Raw genomic sequence first — 18812 nt, forward strand, 5'->3', positions numbered from 1 at the left:
TTTCATTTGGATAGTTTAATAAATAATTGACAGATTTTAAATGGGAGGATAAAGATGAGCGAGAAAAAAGAATCAACGCTTGAGAAAAAATCGTCAAGACGAGACTTTTTGAAAAATTCTGGGGTTGCAGTTGGAGGCTTAGTATTAGGGGGCTCTTTAGGTTCGTTATTTACGAAGCGAAGTGAAGCACCAGCACCGGCTGTTACAACAAGTACACATAGTGAGCATGTCGATTTTACTGAAGCGCTTCAATTTTTCCGTAGAAAGTCGGATTTTAATGCAATAGCTGCAGCTATGGAAACAATTTATCCAGAAGACTCAAACGGACCGGGGGCAATTACACTTGGCGCACCATATTTTTTAGATAAGCAACTTGCGGGGCCTTGGGGAACAAATGCAGATGACTATCGTAAAGCACCGTTTCAGCCTGGAGAAACGCCGTTAAATAATGGTGAAATTTTTATTGAAGGTGCTCGTAAATTAAATGCGATTGCTAAAAGTGACTATGCTGCCGATAGCTTCAGCAGTTTAGAAGAAGAACAAAAAATTTCAGTATTACAGAAATTTGAAGCCGGCGAGGTTGAAATGAATTTAGTTGCATCACCAGTCTTTTTTAATTTATTACGCGCGGCAACATTACAAGGATGTTTCTGTGATCCACTTTATGGTGGAAATAAAAATATGGCTGGCTGGAAAATGAAAGAATTTCCAGGTGCACAAATGTCGTATCTTGCATACGCCGAAAAAGAGGAATTTATTAAAATTGACCCGGTTTCAGTTGGCGGGCATTCACATTAATGCTGTAGGAGGAACACCATGGTTAAAGTATTACCGAAAGTTGACGTCGTAACAACAGGGATGGGATGGACAGGCGGTATTGTTGCTGCTGAACTAACAAAAGCTGGCTTCCATGTAGTTGGACTAGAGCGTGGTGAGGAACGTTCAGTTGAAGATTATTTAATGGGGCATGACGAATTAAAATACAATATTCGTAAAGAATTAATGCAAAAATTAAATAAAGATACACTTACATTCCGCAATAATTCAAGTCAGGAAGCACGACCTGTACGAGACGAGGGAGCTCTTGTTTTAGGTACAGGTACTGGTGGTGGTGGTGCACACTGGGGAGCACAAACATATCGCTATTTTCCATACGATTTTGAAATTCGTAGTAAAACGGTTGAACGTTATGGAGAAAGTAAAATTCCCGAAAATATGTTGCTGCAAGATTGGGGAATTACATATGACGAGATTGAGCCATATTATACAAAGTTTGAACAAATGGCTGGGGTTTCAGGTGAAGAAGATCCATTAGCTGGTCACCGCTCAGCACCTTACCCAACACCAGCATTAAAAATGGCACCCGCGATGAAAATGTTTCATGAAGCAGCTGAAAAATTAGGCTACCACCCTTATCGTGTACCTACAGGAAATGTATCTGAAGAATATACAAATCCAGACGGTGAACAATTGCATGCTTGTCAATATTGTTCATTTTGTGGGAACTATGGCTGTGAATATGGTGCGAAATCTGACCCAATTGTAACGGTAATCCCAACTGCACAAAAAACGGGGAAATTAGATTTACGTCCACACTCGTTAGTTACACGCATTTTAACGGATGGGAAAAAAGTTACAGGTGTTCGTTATCGAGACGTTCGTACAGGTGAGGAATTTGATCAACCAGCTGATATCGTAGCAATGACAAGCTATATATTTAATAATATTCGTTTACTACTTTTATCGAATATTGGCGAACCGTACAATCCCGAAACAGGAAAAGGTATGATTGGTCGTAACTATACTGACCACCACACAATTTTAGGTGCAACTGGCTACTTTGAGGAAAAGAAATTTAATAGCTTCATTGGTACTGGTGCTTGGGGATCTGCTTACAATGATTTTAATGCGGATAACTTTGATCATAAAGATGTAGATTTTATCCATGGGGGTCAAATTGAAATGCACTTAATGGGCAATGAACCAATTGCTAGTAACCCAGTGCTACCAGGGACACCGTCTTGGGGGAAAGAGTTTAAAGAGAAATCTTTACATTATTATCACCGTACATTAACCGTTGTATCACAACGTGCATTTTTACCATATAAAGAGAATTATTTGAGTTTAGATCCTACATATAAAGATGAGTATGGTGATCCGTTATTACGTGTGACATTTGACTATCATGAAATGGATTTCAAACGTCAGGAGTTTTTATCGGAGAAATGTGTTCAAATGTTAGAAGAAATGGGCGCTGACACAGTTATTGCCCATCCAATGGCAGAGCACTTCAGCGGTCGTTTTACATTCCAACACGATGCAGGTGGGGCAATTATGGGCGCTAATCCAAGTGACTCAGCCGTAAATAATTACTTACAAATGTGGGATTATGAAAACTTATTTGTATGTGGTGCTTCTGCATTCCCACACTTTGGACCAACAAATCCAACACCAACAATGGCTGCTTTAACATACCGCGCAACTGAAGGTATGATTAACTACCTAAAAAATGGTGGTGGCTTACTAATCCAGCCGAAATAAATTAGAAAGCTAGAAAGGAGATCTGAAAATGCCAAGTATTGGTGTACCTGGATTAATCATTATTTTAGTCATTGCATTAATTTTATTTGGTCCAGCTAAACTTCCTCAATTAGGGAAAGCAATTGGTGAAACGTTACGCGAGTTCAAATCATCAACACGTGAATTAGTAGAGGACAGTGACATTAAGAAAAATGATGAAGAAAAGAATGAAGTAAAATAAGTTTCTTCTATTATATAAAGGAAAAGGTAAAGAAATCGTTTTGATTTCTTTACCTTTTTTAAATAAAACGAAATGAACTCGCGGTCGTTTTAAAAATCGATAGTAAAGTTGCTGATATTTGTTCCGGTTTTTCGGAAAACCCCCGTTTGATCCATTCTAAAATAACACCATACGATCCATACATTTTATATTCATTATAGTGGTTCACTGTAATGATATTTTTTTGTTCATCAAGAAATAGCATACTAGAAAAAAGTCCTTTAAATTGTTCTAAAAATCGTTCATTTAATTGTGGTAATGTATCTGAAACAACAAGTAATTCATAGAAATGCCGATGTTCATATAGATGGTTGAAAAATGTATTATGATTTCGGTTCTCAATTTTTTGATATGGGACTTCCGTATTTACTTGAAAAGGTTCTCGAAACGATTTTTTTAAAAGGTGCATCATTTCCTCTAATAGTTGCTGTGCTAAGTCTTCTTTATCTAAATAATATACATAGAAGGTGCTACGGTTATAATCTGCACGGTCTACAATATCAGTAACCGTTACTGCCTGATAGCCCTTTTGTTTTACTAGTGCAATAAAGTGCATTTTAAAAGCGTTTTTTGTGCGACGTATTCTCCGTTCTTCCAAATCAAATCCCTCCGAATGTAAATTATAACAATTTTTTGATAATAATGAAATAAGCAGATTAGATTAAATCCCTTATAAATAACTAGAAATTTGTATAATTACATGACGCTTGGATTATTTTGGATGAATAATAAAAATAGAAAAAGAGAAAAAGCTGTACGGAAAGTAATCCTTTCATACAGCTTTTCATGAATAATTACTATGAAGTTTTAGTAATGATTGGAATGAACTTTAAAATTTTTTGAATACGAAATGCGAAAAACCCAGCAAAAATTGCTAATACAATATCTTTTGGCATTGGAGGGAGCATCCATAACCAAGCCATTGCAAAATTAAAGCCATCTGGAGCAGCAGCCCATAATTTGTATGCGAAGTACATCCAAGTTGTACCTAAAATATAATTAATAGCTGTTGCGATTAATGCAGCAATGACATAGGATGTTCTTGTTTTATAGTGCTCCACAATTTTCCCTGCAACGTAAGCACTAAGTATAAATGTTACGATAAACCCGAATGTAGGGTATAGGATTGCAGAAGGACCGCCTAAAAATTTGGAAAAGACAGGAGCTCCAGCTAGCCCGATAAATAAATATACTGTACAAGCAATTGCACCTTTCTTACTTCCGAGCACTAATCCTGCTAAAATAGCGAAAAATGTTTGTAATGTAATCGGAACGCCCCCAATTGTTAAAAATGGAGCGAATGCAGTAATATTTGCGCCTATCATTATAAGTGTTGCAAATAATGCACTATAAATAAGATCGATTGTTTTAAAGTTACGCATGTTCGAAACAGTTTGCATATAATTACCCCTATTCGTTAACTTGAATTCCAATATTAATTGACGTAAATATACTAGAATGCGATATTTATGTCAACTGTTATTTATAGTTAGTTAACGCAAAGTGGATATATAGTTTTATTTTTTTTAGATGAAGAGAAACACCTATATCATATCAATTTTCTTTTTGCTAAATTATAAGAGAATAATTTTTTAATTTTAAATAAGGATTTGTTACACTTGATAGAAATTCAATTGTCAAAAGAACAGCAACAACAACTCCATGCAAGGTTAACGATTGAAAACATTGCTCGACTAAAAGTGTGTGTATGGATTGTCATTTTATTAGGGGGAGTTGTGTTACGAGATGGACCATTTCTCCAATATTATGCTTTAATATATATTTTGTTATTATCAATTTCTGCAATAATTTTATTTGTTATTTACAAAATTTCAAAAATACGAGACGGGAATAAGCAAATAAAATATTATTTCAATATATTGAGAGTTTATTACGCTTTTTTATTAATATGGGGTGTTGCGGTTACGATTATGGATCAACGAACATTTGGAAACGTAACCGTTTATTTAACCAATTTGATGATTGTTACATTATTCTTTGTTGTAAGTCCGAAACAATACATAATTGTTCATACTATACCAGTAGTCTCACTATTTCTTGGCATTTTCTTTATTCAAGAAAACGTTGCTATGGCGATAGAACATTTTATAAATATAACGGTATTTATTATTTTTTGTATGATAGGTTCGCGCATGATCTATGCGAATTATTGTAAAGGATTTAATCAGAAAATGCAGCTTAGTATAAAAAATGAGGAGCTTGCTATATTAGCGACAGTTGATTATTTAACACAAGTTAATAATGTTCTAGGTATGAAGCAATATATAGAAGAGCAAAATAAAAAACCGCATGACAATATAACGGTGATGCTGTTCGATATTGATTCTTTTAAGTTATACAACGACCATTACGGGCATTTAGCTGGCGATGATGTATTAAAAAATGTTGCATTAGCAGTTAAGAAGGTCTTATTACATGACCATTATATTGCGCGAGTTGGTGGTGAGGAATTCATCATCATCGCTTATGATTTATCTAATCATGAAGCGAGTCAATTAGCAGAAAAAGTTCGTTTTGAAGTTGAAAAGCTTAAATTAGAACATACTCAATCAAAGACATCTCCTTATATTACGATAAGTTTGGGCTACGTAACAGAGCAAGTATCTCCCAATCATTCCTTTAGTTCATTACATCAAAAAGCAGATGAAGCATTATATCGGGTAAAGGAGAATGGTCGAAATCAGACACAGGGCTATATGGCCATGTATAATTAAAAATGGTCTCAGCAACGCTAACAATTATTATTCGTTCAGTGTTGCTTTTTAGTTTATCGGAGGGGAAAAGGATATAATGTATATCATACTTTTAGAAAAGGGGCATAGCCAATGACGCAACAAAGTCAAAATTTTGGTTTTCATTTTGAAAATAGCTATAGGACATTACCAGAAACGTTTTATGCACAGGTCCCATTAAATCATGTAAGCGATCCGTCGATTATTATTTTTAATCGAACACTTGCAAATGAATTACAGTTACATGCAGATAAACTTTCGAAATATGGGGCAGCTATGTTAGCGGGGGATGAGATGCCACAAGACGCTGCGCAAATCGCACAAGCCTATGCCGGGCACCAATTTGGTCATTTTAATATGCTTGGAGATGGGCGTGCACTGTTAGTTGGTGAACATGTTATGACGGATGGGAAACGTGTCGATATCCAGTTGAAAGGTACTGGACGTACACCTTTTTCCCGTGGAGGCGATGGACGTGCGGCACTTGGTCCTATGTTACGAGAATTTATTATAAGTGAAGCGATGTTTAGTTTAGGCATTCCAACAACACGTAGTTTGGCTGTAGTATCTACCGGTGAGCCTATCTATCGAGAAAAAGTGCTAGAAGGTGCGGTACTGACGCGTATTGCTTCTAGCCATATCCGTGTTGGGACTTTCCAATATGCTGCTAATTTTTGCGATAAAGAGGAATTAAAGGCGCTAGCGGATTATACGATGAAACGTCATTTTCCAGAAATCCTACATGCTGAGCAGCCATATATCGCAATGCTAGAAAAAGTGATAGAACAACAAGCCGCATTAATTGCAAAATGGCAAAGTGTAGGATTTATTCATGGGGTTATGAATACAGATAATATGACCATTAGTGGTGAGACAATCGACTATGGTCCATGTGCATTTATGGATACATTTAAACCAAAGACTGTATTTAGTTCAATTGATACGCAAGGACGTTACGCATATGGCAATCAGCCAGCAATTGCCGGGTGGAATTTATCCCGTTTTGCTGAAAGCTTATTGCCAATCATTGATGAAGATGTGGATCAAGCGATAGCATTAGCGCAAGCTACCTTGGAGCAATTCCCTTCACTTTATGAGACGTATTACTTTAGTGAAATGCGAAATAAATTAGGCTTGCTGACGACCGAGGAAATGGATGAGGAATGCATTTTACAGCTTCTACAAATAATGGAGCAATTCGAAGTAGATTATACGAATACATTTCGTGCATTAGCGGATAACGTTCGCTCCAAAACACCCTTTTTCGAATCCGAAGCATTTAAAGTATGGGAGAAAAAATGGCTCTTGCGAATCGAACAACAAGAAACGTCGCTTGAAGAAGTAATGCATGTAATGCAGTCAGTCAATCCGGTTGTTATTCCAAGAAATCATCTTGTAGAAGAAGCAATCAATGCTTTTGTAGAAGGGGATTCAACACCATATTTAACATTACTTCATCTTTTGACGAATCCCTATCAAATCGATGAAGAACACGAACATTTTACACAGCCACCAAATGATGACATTCCACCATTTGTTAGTTATTGTGGAACATAATAAACTGAGGGTGGGACAGAAGTAAAAATTTCTCAATTTATGGTAAAATACAGTATTAAAAATTGGATACTTAATAATTTGGTTGAAGTGGAGGAGTGTCACCCCGGAAAGCGTGCCCGCAACAGAAACCAATTACAAATAAACATCACTTTTCTCACTCGAGAAAAATGATGTTTTAGTTTTGTCCAGCCTCTTTTTGCTGTTTAAAAAGTTTATGAATAATAAGACTTATCTTCTTATGCGAATGATTTTATTGTTTTGATTTCTGAAAATTCATTTTTAAATTGGAAGTTTAACGAAATAATCTTTATAATCCTACTAAGACGAAGACGATAACTGAATCAATGGTGGAGGTAAGTATATGAATGTTTCACAAATAGTAGATAAAATTAATGAGCTTTTTAATGTAACAAATAAAGAAATTTATACGAGTGAATCGGGCATTACATACGATGCAAAAAGAAGAGTTAAAAAAATTGGATATTGTGTAAACCTAACGCTTGAAACGATAGAGGAGGCAAATATTTTGGGTGTTGATATGATGGTGACACATCATGATGCATGGGATGAAATATATGGGTTAAAAGAGGCATGCATAAAAAAACTAGAAGAGTATAGTATAAGTCACTACTATAATCACTTGTCACTTGATGACTGTAACTTTGGAACAAATGATAGTTTATTAAAAAAATTGAACTTAAGAAATGTGAAAAGTACACATGAATGGGAAGGTTTATATTTTGGTAGAATCGCAGAATATGATGAAGAAATCAATTTTAATGCGTTAGTAACTAAGATTGAAAATTTACTTGAAGAACCAGTTAGATATTGGCAGTTTAATGACAAAAAGGTGAGGCGAGTAGGCTTAGTCTGTGGCAATGGAGGGTCAACAACTTGCCTTAAGGAAGCAGTTGAAAATAATTGCGATGTATACATTACAGGTGAATGTAATTTATATACGATTCAATACGCTAAGTTTAAGGGGATAAATCTGATTATTGGCAGTCATACTTTTACAGAATTCTTTGGAATTCAAAGTTTAGCATGGAAATTGATTGAGAATCAAAAAGAACTTGAAGCAGTGAAAGTTAACGAAGAGCATTATGAAGCGAATCTAAAATAAGTCATTTAAAAATTTCTTAAAATTACAGAAGCTATCGTTTTGATCAATCTTTCTTCAAATCGATAGCTTTTTATATGTGTTGAAATTTAGCTCTTCTCGGTAGTATAGAGACTATGTTTTTTATGAAATGGGACCGTTTTATATCGAAGCAACATTTGGCCATTGTTATGTGCATTTTAAAATAATTGTGCAATTTGAACAATTTTTCTGAAAGCAGGCGTCTAAGCTGTAGAATTGAAAAGAGGTGAGTTGTCGTTGGAAGAAATCATAGAGCAATACGGGGAATATTTATATCATTTTAGTTATTTATATGTAAAGGATCGTCAACTTGCAGAGGAAATTACGCAAGACGTGCTAATGAAATATTTGTTACATAAAGATGACTTTCGTAGAGATGCATCATTAAAAACATATATAACCCGTATTGCAATTAATTGCTGTCATGATGAGATACGAAAAATAAAACGTAAATCGCTTATTTCAAAATTATTACCGTTGGGTAGAAGTGAACCTTCCGTTGAGCAATCGTATTTATCAAATGAAGCTTATACGACTTTAAAGGAAAGTGTTTTTGCGTTGCCAGTGCATTACCGTGAAGTAATTATTTTATTTTATTATGAAGAGTTTGATGTGTCCGAAATTGCTAGTTTATTAAATGTATCACAAAATACCGTACGTACAAGGATTCGTAGAGCAAGAGAACTGTTGAAAAAAGATCACGAACTGGAGGCGATATTTTATGAAGGAATTTAAAAATCGGCTAAAACAAGAATTGCAACAAGATGTACCATTTACAAATGACATTAAACAACGTTTATTGCAGACAAAAAAAATAAAAAGAAAAGGTAATTGGCAAGTCATTTCGGTTTCTATTGTTACATGTTTTATTATTGGGGTATTACTGTTTACGCAATTTTTTCCACAAAATTACTTTCAAACGGCTAGTGGGGAAAATGAATTATTGCCGATAATAGATGATGTGTCCGGTTTAGAAGTTATTAATCCACGTTATGCAAATATAATAGGGGAACAGTGGATGCTAAATTTTTTACCTATGATCGTTGATAAGCAAGCGTCAATTACGTACGGAGATTATGTTGCTTTTTATGGAACGGATGGGCTAATCGTTTCAACGATTTTTGGGCTAGGAAATGATAATGTGACAATGAATCAAGGGCAAATTTTAGTTAATAATAAAAGTTTGAAAGTTCATCGGTTAAATCAACCAATAAAAGTAGAAGACATGAACAACCCATTTCATAACCCCTATTTAGTTCGGAGTAGAGGAACAACGCCAGCGCCATTTAGTGATCAAACTATTTCGACTGAAAAAGATGAACTCATTGTTTATGATAACAATCTTGAAAACGGCAATACTATATTAAAAATCCATGAAAATCAACTCCTTGGTAAAGTTGTTGGATTCCAAAATTTTAAGCTTACATTTGAATTGACAGATGAGGAGCAGCGAGTATTTACTAGCTATAAAATGGATTATAATATTGAACGTTTAAAAGATATGACGCCACAGGCAATTGTAAAAATGTTTTTACTAAGTGATATTGAACAAGATTATCGCACATATGAAGCGCTGTTTACATCGAATATTAATGAAGAAACAGAGAGTGTTCGTCGATATTATGAAAAAACGAAGCGTGTGCGTCAGGAAATGTTTACAAAAGAATTGAATCAACTGATTATTGGAAACCTTTTTGCAGGGATAGAAAATGCACATTTTGAGCAGCGAACGGACACGGTAGGGGTTATTAAATTTAATGCAACGAATGCTATTAATGGGGGAGAAACTGAGCTGACTATGGAAAGAAATGAACAAGGGATTTGGCAACCAGCCTTTAGTAGAGCAATCTATTAACTTATAAGAAACAGGTTGGGGTATATGTAGAAAGCTTTGTATTTAACAAATTTAAATAATAAAAATTTTATGCGAATCAAAAAAATACAATTTTTCCCCGAGGAGAAAAATTGTATTTTTGTATGGTCTCGGCTTCTTTAAAATTTTTAAGACAAGCGCCCTTTATAATCCTCATAATGGAATGAACGAATGACTTTCAAACCATCTTGATCATTGTATGAGCATATACTCGGCAAATTTACACCGTTGAACATATGTGTTTTTACCATTGTATAGTGGGCCATATCTGTAAAGACAAGCTTATCACCTGGTTTTAATGGCTCATCGAATGAATAATCGCCAATGATGTCGCCCGCTAAACAAGTCATTCCGCCTAAACGATACGTATATTGTTTTTCATTTGCTTGACCAGAGCCGATAATATGTGCACGATAAGGCATTTCAAGTGTATCCGGCATGTGGCAAGTGGCAGATGAATCAACAATTGCTAGCTCCATGCCATTTTGTACGATATCTAACACAGTAGCTACTAAGTAACCCGTGTTAAGTGCAATGGCTTCACCAGGCTCTAATATCACCTTTACATCATACGTCTCTTGAATACGCTTAATTAAGCGGATTAAAAGCTCCACGTCATAGCCAGGCTTCGTAATATGGTGACCACCACCGAAATTTATCCATTTCATTTGGTGTAAGTACTCGCCGTATTTTTCCTCAAAATGCACTAAAATGCGTTCTAGTACATCTGCACCCTGCTCGCACATCGCGTGGAAGTGAATCCCCTCTACGCCATCAAGTTCATTTGGTCTGAAAGAATCTACTGGAATACCTAAGCGTGAATTAATATAGCATGGATCGTAAAGTGGTGTTTCCACTTCTGAATAGCCTGGGTTCACACGTAAGCCAATTGAAATATTCTTTTCGTGGTTTTGCACCTTTTCTTTATATTTACTTAACTGATCGAATGAATTGAAAACGATATGATCTACATACGTTAAATATTCATCGATTTCATGCTCCGCATAAGCTGGAGCATAGGCATGAACTTCTTTTCCGAATTCTTCAAAGCCAAGACGTGCTTCGAATAAAGAGGAAGATGTAATGCCAGCTAAATAATTTCGTGCCATTGGGAATGTCGACCACATTGAAAAGCCCTTTAGAGCTAATAAAATGTCACAACCTGTACGGTCCTGTACGGATTTTAATAACTCAAAGTTACGCTCTAGTAAACGTTCATCAACGACAAAAGCAGGTGAAGGTGCTTGCTGCCAATCAATGCCTGTCTCTTTTTTTAGAGCGGCATTCATAATTGGCTTTTGCACTGTATTCGCGCCCGTCATTATGCATCTACCTTGTTTTTAGAAGTAAATTCTAAATCTACTAGATCTGGTGTATCTGTTTCTTGCCATGGTAAGCCCCATTTGTTTAATGCGTCCATGAATGGATCTGGATTGAAGTCTTCCACGTTCCAAACACCTGGTTTTTGCCATTCGCCATTCATTACAAGCATTGCACCAATCATAGCAGGTACGCCTGTTGTGTATGAAATCGCTTGTGAACCAACTTCTCGGTAGCACTCTTGGTGGTCACATACATTGTAAACATAGTAAGTTTTTTCTTTTCCATCTTTAATACCACGTACAATACAGCCGATATTCGTTTTACCCTTTGTAAGTGGACCTAATGTTGCCGGGTCAGGTAAAACAGCTTTTAAGAATTGAATTGGTTGAATCATTTGGCCTTGGAATTCGATTGGCTCAATTGAAGTCATGCCAACATTTTCTAGAACATTTAAATGTGTTAAATATTTTTGACCAAATGTCATCCAGAAGCGGATTTGTTTTAATCCTTTAATGTTTTTCGCTAAAGATTCTAATTCCTCATGGTAAAGAAGGTAGCAATCTTTTTCACCGATTTCTGGTAAATTGTATACCATTTTGTATTCTAAAGGCTCCGTTTCTACCCATTCGCCTTCTTTCCAGAAACGTCCGTTCGCCGTAATTTCACGAATGTTTATCTCAGGGTTGAAGTTTGTTGCGAATGGAAGTCCGTGGTCTCCACCGTTTGCATCTACGATATCGATGTAATGAATTTCATCGAAGTGATGCTTTTGCGCATGCGCTGTGAATACGCCTGTTACACCTGGGTCGAAACCAGAACCTAGAAGTGCAGTAATTCCTGCTTCTTCAAAACGCTCTTTATAAGCCCATTGCCATTTATATTCGAATTTAGCCGTATCTAAAGGCTCGTAGTTTGCAGTATCTACATAGTGAGTCTTCGTTGCTAAACATGCATCCATAATTGTTAAGTCTTGATATGGTAAAGCTACGTTAATTACCACATCTGGTTTAAATCCATTGATTAGGTCAATTAGTTCCTCAGTGTTATCCGCATCCACCTGTGCTGTGTGAATAATCGTTTTACCACCATCTAATTTTTCCTTTAAAGCATCACACTTAGATTTTGTTCGACTTGCGATCATAATCTCCTCGAATACTTCTGAGTTTTGTACACATTTATGTACCACTACGCTAGCTACTCCGCCAGCACCAATAATCAATGCTTTACCCAATTTCTTGTCACGCTCCCAATCATAAGTTTATTTGTTGTTTCATTTGAAACAAGATTGATTATATAGAATAGCTGAAAAGTTAGCAATTATGTTTTATAAAAAATTTTTTTTGAACAAAATTTCTTATACAATCCATAAATTTTCTGGTTTGTGTTGAAGGTTGAATTGTAGGATGTAAAAGGAAAACAGGTATGTAATCCATTGTTGAATTACATACCCGTTTTGTTAAAAAATTATTTCACCGTTTCTTTTTGAAGTAACGCATCCTTGTTTGTTACTGCATCAACTGCCTCATATATTGTACTTTCAAAATGATTAACCTGTAACGAGGTAACACCTTGGATTGTTGTACCTCCTGGGGAACATACTTGGTCAATTAATGCCCAAGGATGAGATTCAGATTGTAAAACCATTTTTGCACTTCCTAAAACAGAGCTCGCAGCAATCTCAAGGGCCATTTGCTTAGGCATTCCTTCGCGAACAGCTGCCCGTGCAAGTGAATCTATATAAAGATACGTAAAAGCAGGGGAAGCACAGCCGATTGTTGTGAAAATAGAAAATAGATTTTCTGGAAGCTCGACAATTGTTCCGACCGTTGCAAAAAGCTGTTCTATTAATGCTTTTTGATCGCTGTCTGTAGCAATTGTTGAGTAGCAGCTTGTCGATGCGCCAATCGTTGCGTTAATATTCGGCATTACTCTAAAAATCGTATTATTTGAACCAAGATGCTCATGTAAATAGTCTAGTGATTTACCTGCCGCAATCGAAATAACAATTTGATTCTTATTTAAATGCTCTTTAATTGTTGGGAGAACATCATCAAACATTTGAGGTTTTACTGCGATAATGATAACATCTACATCTTTTATTAATTGCTCAAGTGAAGGGGACGATTGAATACCATATTGATTTACAAGAGCCTCTGTTTTTTGAGGAGAACGATTAATGCCATAAATGTCCTCAGCGTTAAAATCACTGCTCGAAATCATGCCTTGAATAATGGCACTCGCCATATTCCCTAAACCTATAAATCCATATTTCATAAAAAACTTCCTTCTTTCATTACTAAACACGTTTCGTAAAATACATAACTGTGTTCGAATTACATAGCGCTTAGTATACCTTAGAGGATGGACATTGCATAGAAATGTTACTGAAAATAAATAAAACTAAGGATTTTCGCAGAAAATAGTTTCAGCGAAAAACCCTTAGTATTTTTTATAGGAAATATGCGTTTTTAATACCAACTGGCCAGTCAACCATTTGATTATTTTCTACTTTTACTTCTAGTATAAGTATTTCGTTTTCGATTGCTTCAAGTAACCAGTCACTATATAGTTGCATTGGTTTTTCCTCTTGAACTAGTGTTTTTAATTCATTATTAGTAATCGATAAAATCTCGTATTCGCACGTAATTTGGATATGTTGCGGAATAATTTGCAATGAACCAATTTTAATTGTTCCAGGAATTGTTCCATTGATTTCAATTATATGTGTTGTAACTACTTGCTTTTTGTGATCAACTTTTGTCTCTGTAATAAAGTCGAATTTTACCGGATATTCGATATCGTTCACTAACGCGGTACTTCGGCTTATGACGCTTATTGGTAAATTTTCTAAGGATTTTTCAAAACGTGTTTTAAAATCGAGTAAACTATTTTCGGAAAGTACAACCATAAAAACCACTCCTCATGAAAGGTAATTTCTACTTTGCAAATATTAAATGGATAGATTAAATGATGGGAAAAGCGGGAATATTGAATTAGAAAAGAGACTTCAAATAAATAAAAACTCCTACTTATTAGTTATAAGTATATACATTTTATGGATAAAGTAAAATATTTGAAATATAAATTTTGTGAACTATTGTTGTCATGAAAGATCACAGGTAAAATAAATGCAATTGATAAGAATGGAATTAAAAATTCTTATCATTTTTGGAGTGATTTTATGATGAAAAAAAGGAATTTAAAACGGCATGGGAATGTAGTATTGTTTCCAGGAACTATTGAACGCATGTTAGAGGAAGCAAGATTATTAGCTGAAAATTATCAATATCAAGAAGCGAATGCTTTGTTTGAAAAAGCGTTTGAATTAACTGAAGGGGACGAAATATCATTAAGTGTTTATGCATATTCGCTATATGAGCTGAAAAACTATGAGCGAGCGAAAGAGGTTTGTGAAAAGTTACTAATGAATGGACCAAGTGCGTATTTTGAAGTAATGGAATTATATTTAACGGTTTGTATGCAACTGCGGCAATTTAAACAAGTAGAAAAAATTATTGAATCGTTATTAGATGAAGAAGTAATTCCATCCGATCAACTAGAAAAATTTCACCGATTAAAAAAGCTAAATGCAGAAATTGCCCAAAACCAAAATACCCAGTTAAATAATGAAATCATTGAAGAAGATGAAGCGTTACAAGTTGAACTGGATGCAAGCCATTTTTTACAATTACCTTTACAGCAACAGTTAATGCGCATTCACGAAATAACAGAAATAAATATTCGGCCTTATATTAATGAGGTGAAAGAAATTATTGAACATGATTCGGTTCACCCATTTATACAAAGTTTATTACTAATATTACTCGTTGAGCAGGAAGTTCATTTACCTATTACAGTGTCAAAGTTTGACCAGGTAAAGGAAATTAATCCGGCAGAGCTCGATTTACCAACAAAGTTGGTACAATTCAGTGTCATTTCAAACATCCTTTTAGAGCAATTAGAACATGAGCCATCTACGCTAGAGTTTGTTCAACATTTAATTGCAAAGCACGCAATTGTGTTATATCCATTTGAATGGCTTCATTTTGACAGTGAAGATGTTGCAATAAGCTATATTGATTTTGTAAAGATGATGTTTGGTGAAGTGAAAGAAATGGATTACGAAATTGTAGAGTTTTTACAAAATTTAGAAAAAATTACAGATTTACAAGAGTAGTGAAAAAAGTTGAAACATTGAGCATCTATGTTATACTAAAATGGTTGTCAAATTATATAAACGACGAGTTTGTTAAACAAACAAAAGTTCACTTTGGAGGTCATATACATGTCAGTAAAATGGGAAAAACAAGAAGGTAATCAAGGTTTATTAACAGTTACTGTAGCTGCTACAGAAGTTGATAAAGCTTTAGACCAAGCTTTCAAAAAAGTAGTAAAACAAATTAACGTACCAGGTTTCCGTAAAGGTAAAATGCCTCGTAACGTATTCGAAAAAATGTACGGCGCTGAAGCGTTATACCAAGACGCTTTAGAAATCGTAATTAACTCTTCATACCCAGAAGCTTTAGACGAAGCAGGTATTGAACCAGTTGACTACCCAGAAATCGCTGGTACAGAAAACTTTGCAAAAGGCGCTGAATTCACTTACACTGCAACAGTTACAGTGAAACCAGAACCAAAATTAGGTGAGTACAAAGGGTTAGAAGTAACTAAACTTTCAACTGAAGTAACAGATGAAGAAGTTCAAAACTTAATCGATGCTCAATTAGTTAAAAAAGCTGAATTAGAAATTAAAGAAGACGAAGCAATCGTTGAAGGCGATACGGCTGTTATCGATTTCGAAGGTTTCGTAGGTGACGAAGCATTCGAAGGCGGTAAAGGTGAAGATTACGCATTAGAAATCGGTTCAGGTTCATTCATCCCAGGTTTCGAAGAGCAATTAGTAGGTGCAAAAGCTGGCGAATCTAAAGATGTAATCGTTACTTTCCCAGAAGAGTACCACGCTGCTGAATTAGCTGGCAAAGAAGCGAAGTTCGTTGTAGCTGTTAAAGAAGTTAAAACAAAAGTTTTACCAGAATTAACAGATGAGTTCGCAAAAGAAATTGACCCAGAAGTTGAAACAGTAGAAGCTTTACGTGCAAAACTTAAAGAAACTACATTAGCGCAAAAAGAAGCAGATGCAGAAGGTTCTTTACGTGATGAGTTAGTAGAAAAAGCTGCTGCAAACGCTGAAGTTGAAATTCCACAAGGTATGATCAACACAGAAGTAGACCGTATGATCCAAGAGTTTGGCCAACGTTTACAAATGCAAGGCATGAACTTAGACTTATACTACCAATTCTCTGGTCAAAACGAAGAAGCATTACGCACTCAAATGGCTGAAGAAGCTTCAAACCGCGTACGCGTTTCATTAGTATTAGAAGCAATCGGCCAAGCTGAAAACATCGAAGTAACAGAAGAAGACATCAACACAGAAGTTGAAAAAATGTCTGCACAATTCGGTATGACTGCTGACCAAATTTTAACTGCTTTAGGCGGTACAAAAGTTCTTGAGAACGATATTCGTACACAAAAAACAGTTGAGTTATTAGTAGAAAACGCTAAAATCTCTAACTAATTTAAAAAGTAATAAAGCGATATCCAACTTTTATAGTCTTCAATGATGATTCTCCATGGAAAAGAATCATCATTGAATGTTTTATAAAATTGTTAATGAAGTTACTGAAGCGTCGATAATAAATTTATAAAAAAGAAATTTGAATAACGCTAAGTATTTTTGACAAGGTACGGATCTCCCGTGCCTTGTTTTATCACATAATCTAAATTTTGAATTTATACATAATTTAAATGTACTCAATATTTTATAAAAGATAGGATACTATCAGTTTTTGTTTTTTGAATAATATATAGTACTATATAATTAATGCAATGGAGGAAGCTTGCCATTGGATGCAATCAATTTATTTGATAAAACGAGTAGAATCTTGTAAGATTGTTGCTTGAATAGGGGTGAACCAAATTGTTTAAATTTAATGATGAGAAAGGCAATTTAAAATGCTCTTTTTGTGGTAAACCACAAGAACAAGTTCGTAAGCTGGTTGCAGGACCAGGCGTATATATTTGTGATGAATGTATCGAATTATGCTCAGAAATCGTAGTGGAAGAGCTGGGTATCGAAGAGGAAATCGAATTCAAAGACATCCCAAAACCTAAAGAGATTCTAAATATTCTAGGCGAGTATGTAATCGGACAAGAGCGTGCCAAAAAAGCGTTAGCTGTTGCTGTATATAATCACTACAAACGTATTAACTCAAACTCAAAAATCGATGATGTAGAGCTATCAAAATCTAACATCGTTTTAATTGGACCTACTGGTAGTGGTAAAACTTTACTTGCTCAAACATTAGCTCGTATATTAAATGTACCATTTGCAATTGCAGATGCGACAAGCTTAACAGAAGCGGGTTATGTTGGAGAAGATGTAGAAAATATCTTATTAAAGCTAATCCAAGCAGCCGATTATGATATTGAGCGTGCTGAAAAAGGGATTATTTATATTGATGAGATCGACAAAGTTGCTCGAAAATCAGAAAATCCTTCGATTACAAGAGATGTATCTGGAGAAGGTGTACAACAAGCATTGTTAAAAATTCTAGAAGGTACAGTTGCAAGCGTCCCTCCACAAGGTGGTCGTAAGCATCCACACCAAGAATTTTTACAAATTGATACCTCTAATATATTATTTATCGTTGGTGGTGCGTTTGATGGTATTGAAACGATCATTAAGCGCCGTCAAGGTGAAAAAGTAATCGGCTTTGGTTCAAAAGGAAGTAAATTTGAGGAAGAATCAGGTTCTTTAATGTCTCAATTAATTCCTGAAGACTTACTAAAATTCGGTTTAATCCCAGAATTTATTGGTCGTTTACCAGTTTTAGCAACTTTAGAGCAATTAGATGTAGATGCTTTAGTTGAAATTTTAACTGCACCGAAAAATGCTTTAGCAAAACAATATCAAAAAATGTTAGAGCTTGATGATGTGGAGCTTGAATTTGAAGACGATGCACTAGTTGAGATTGCAAAATTAGCAATTGAACGTAAAACAGGTGCGCGTGGTCTTCGCTCAATTATTGAAGCGACAATGTTAGATGTGATGTTTGAATTACCGTCACGTGAAGATATTAAAAAATGTGTGATCACAGCGGAAACAATTCGTGATAAAGCAGATCCTAAGCTTCTGTTAGAAGATGGTTCAGTATTTAAAAAAGAAGATAACGAAAAAACATCAGCATAAAATAGCTGGAAATATAAACCAAAAATGTAGCTGACTTAGACTTCATAAGCAAGTCCAAAGTCAGCTTTTTCTTACAAATGAAACTTACATATTGGTTTGATGAAAATTTTATGAAT

The 18812-nt window shown here is 35.1% G+C and carries 17 protein-coding genes; 11 read left to right on the forward strand and 6 right to left on the reverse strand.

The genetic code is table 11. The annotated features are described in order from the left end of the window. The first annotated feature begins 54 nt into the window (after window positions 1-54). From MKZ17_RS06390 to tatA, 3 genes are read left to right on the forward strand one after another with little or no spacing between them, the layout of a single operon-like run. Entirely contained in the window at window positions 55-798 is a 744-nt protein-coding gene (locus tag MKZ17_RS06390) for a gluconate 2-dehydrogenase subunit 3 family protein (RefSeq protein WP_340722923.1), read from the forward strand. Between the two features lie 18 nt (window positions 799-816). Next, a complete protein-coding gene (locus MKZ17_RS06395; RefSeq protein ID WP_340722924.1) occupies window positions 817-2541 on the forward strand; it encodes a GMC family oxidoreductase in 1725 nt (574 codons plus the stop codon). Window positions 2542-2569: 28 nt separating this feature from the next. Continuing rightward, entirely contained in the window at window positions 2570-2761 is a 192-nt protein-coding gene (gene tatA, locus MKZ17_RS06400; RefSeq protein ID WP_340722925.1) for a twin-arginine translocase TatA/TatE family subunit, read from the forward strand. 58 nt (window positions 2762-2819) lie between these two features. Here the strand turns inward: tatA and MKZ17_RS06405 are convergent, their stop codons facing one another. Together MKZ17_RS06405 and MKZ17_RS06410 are read right to left on the reverse strand one after the other, a co-directional pair. Continuing rightward, the gene (locus MKZ17_RS06405) at window positions 2820-3398 is read right to left on the reverse strand and encodes a TetR/AcrR family transcriptional regulator (protein ID WP_340722926.1); all 579 of its coding nucleotides are present in this window, start codon (window positions 3396-3398) and stop codon (window positions 2820-2822) included. A gap of 199 nt (window positions 3399-3597) precedes the next feature. Next, window positions 3598-4200: a biotin transporter BioY gene (locus MKZ17_RS06410; protein ID WP_340722927.1), complete on the reverse strand. Its 603-nt coding sequence runs from the start codon at window positions 4198-4200 to the stop codon at window positions 3598-3600. Between the two features lie 219 nt (window positions 4201-4419). On the opposite strand from MKZ17_RS06410, the gene MKZ17_RS06415 reads away from it, so the two are divergent. From MKZ17_RS06415 to MKZ17_RS06435, 5 genes are all read left to right on the forward strand, one after another. After that, window positions 4420-5535 (forward strand): diguanylate cyclase, encoded by a 1116-nt coding sequence (locus tag MKZ17_RS06415; protein WP_340722928.1) that lies wholly within the window; start codon window positions 4420-4422, stop codon window positions 5533-5535. A gap of 111 nt (window positions 5536-5646) precedes the next feature. Next, on the forward strand, window positions 5647-7110 hold the full coding sequence (locus MKZ17_RS06420; protein WP_340722929.1) for a protein adenylyltransferase SelO: 1464 nt from the start codon (window positions 5647-5649) through the stop codon (window positions 7108-7110). Window positions 7111-7471: 361 nt separating this feature from the next. Then, window positions 7472-8233 carry a Nif3-like dinuclear metal center hexameric protein gene (locus MKZ17_RS06425; protein WP_340722930.1) on the forward strand — a complete coding sequence of 254 codons (762 nt, stop codon included), beginning with the start codon at window positions 7472-7474 and terminating at the stop codon, window positions 8231-8233. 255 nt (window positions 8234-8488) lie between these two features. Then, the gene (locus tag MKZ17_RS06430; protein WP_340722931.1) at window positions 8489-8986 is read left to right on the forward strand and encodes an RNA polymerase sigma factor; all 498 of its coding nucleotides are present in this window, start codon (window positions 8489-8491) and stop codon (window positions 8984-8986) included. Beyond that, a complete protein-coding gene (locus MKZ17_RS06435) occupies window positions 8973-10106 on the forward strand; it encodes a hypothetical protein (protein WP_340722932.1) in 1134 nt (377 codons plus the stop codon). Before MKZ17_RS06430 ends, MKZ17_RS06435 begins: the two co-directional genes overlap by 14 nt. 146 nt (window positions 10107-10252) lie before the next feature. On the opposite strand, the gene nspC is transcribed toward MKZ17_RS06435, so the two are convergent. The 4 genes from nspC to MKZ17_RS06455 form a co-directional block, all read right to left on the reverse strand. Next, window positions 10253-11413, reverse strand: a complete 1161-nt coding sequence (gene nspC, locus MKZ17_RS06440; protein WP_340725506.1) for a carboxynorspermidine decarboxylase — start codon at window positions 11411-11413, stop codon at window positions 10253-10255. 32 nt (window positions 11414-11445) lie between these two features. Continuing rightward, window positions 11446-12678 carry a saccharopine dehydrogenase family protein gene (locus MKZ17_RS06445; RefSeq protein ID WP_340722933.1) on the reverse strand — a complete coding sequence of 411 codons (1233 nt, stop codon included), beginning with the start codon at window positions 12676-12678 and terminating at the stop codon, window positions 11446-11448. 233 nt (window positions 12679-12911) lie between these two features. After that, window positions 12912-13721, reverse strand: a complete 810-nt coding sequence (gene proC, locus MKZ17_RS06450) for a pyrroline-5-carboxylate reductase (RefSeq protein ID WP_340722934.1) — start codon at window positions 13719-13721, stop codon at window positions 12912-12914. 175 nt (window positions 13722-13896) lie between these two features. Then, window positions 13897-14355 carry a hypothetical protein gene (locus MKZ17_RS06455; RefSeq protein WP_340722935.1) on the reverse strand — a complete coding sequence of 153 codons (459 nt, stop codon included), beginning with the start codon at window positions 14353-14355 and terminating at the stop codon, window positions 13897-13899. 273 nt (window positions 14356-14628) lie between these two features. Here MKZ17_RS06455 and MKZ17_RS06460 point away from each other — a divergent pair, with 273 nt between their 5' ends. From MKZ17_RS06460 to clpX, 3 genes are all read left to right on the forward strand, one after another. After that, window positions 14629-15624, forward strand: coding sequence for a tetratricopeptide repeat protein (locus tag MKZ17_RS06460; RefSeq protein ID WP_340722936.1), 996 nt, complete (start codon window positions 14629-14631; stop codon window positions 15622-15624). 108 nt (window positions 15625-15732) lie between these two features. Further along, window positions 15733-17022, forward strand: coding sequence for a trigger factor (gene tig, locus MKZ17_RS06465; protein WP_340722937.1), 1290 nt, complete (start codon window positions 15733-15735; stop codon window positions 17020-17022). A gap of 402 nt (window positions 17023-17424) precedes the next feature. Then, entirely contained in the window at window positions 17425-18696 is a 1272-nt protein-coding gene (clpX, locus tag MKZ17_RS06470) for an ATP-dependent protease ATP-binding subunit ClpX (RefSeq protein WP_340722938.1), read from the forward strand. The last annotated feature ends 116 nt before the right edge of the window (window positions 18697-18812 follow it).

Source organism: Solibacillus sp. FSL R7-0682 (assembly GCF_038005985.1).
In the GTDB taxonomy this organism is placed as follows: domain Bacteria; phylum Bacillota; class Bacilli; order Bacillales_A; family Planococcaceae; genus Solibacillus.

Excerpts from the sequence above, each read along its gene's own strand:
- MKZ17_RS06390 (WP_340722923.1), top strand. The coding sequence starts at position 55 with ATGAGCGAGAAAAAAGAATCAACGCTTGAGAAAAAATCGTCAAGACGA.
- proC (WP_340722934.1), bottom strand. The coding sequence starts at position 13,721 with ATGAAATATGGATTTATAGGTTTAGGGAATATGGCGAGTGCCATTATT.
- tatA (WP_340722925.1), top strand. The coding sequence starts at position 2,570 with ATGCCAAGTATTGGTGTACCTGGATTAATCATTATTTTAGTCATTGCA.
- MKZ17_RS06460 (WP_340722936.1), top strand. The coding sequence starts at position 14,629 with ATGATGAAAAAAAGGAATTTAAAACGGCATGGGAATGTAGTATTGTTT.
- MKZ17_RS06435 (WP_340722932.1), top strand. The coding sequence starts at position 8,973 with ATGAAGGAATTTAAAAATCGGCTAAAACAAGAATTGCAACAAGATGTA.
- MKZ17_RS06425 (WP_340722930.1), top strand. The coding sequence starts at position 7,472 with ATGAATGTTTCACAAATAGTAGATAAAATTAATGAGCTTTTTAATGTA.
- nspC (WP_340725506.1), bottom strand. The coding sequence starts at position 11,413 with ATGAATGCCGCTCTAAAAAAAGAGACAGGCATTGATTGGCAGCAAGCA.
- MKZ17_RS06420 (WP_340722929.1), top strand. The coding sequence starts at position 5,647 with ATGACGCAACAAAGTCAAAATTTTGGTTTTCATTTTGAAAATAGCTAT.
- MKZ17_RS06410 (WP_340722927.1), bottom strand. The coding sequence starts at position 4,200 with ATGCAAACTGTTTCGAACATGCGTAACTTTAAAACAATCGATCTTATT.
- MKZ17_RS06395 (WP_340722924.1), top strand. The coding sequence starts at position 817 with ATGGTTAAAGTATTACCGAAAGTTGACGTCGTAACAACAGGGATGGGA.
- MKZ17_RS06455 (WP_340722935.1), bottom strand. The coding sequence starts at position 14,355 with ATGGTTGTACTTTCCGAAAATAGTTTACTCGATTTTAAAACACGTTTT.
- tig (WP_340722937.1), top strand. The coding sequence starts at position 15,733 with ATGTCAGTAAAATGGGAAAAACAAGAAGGTAATCAAGGTTTATTAACA.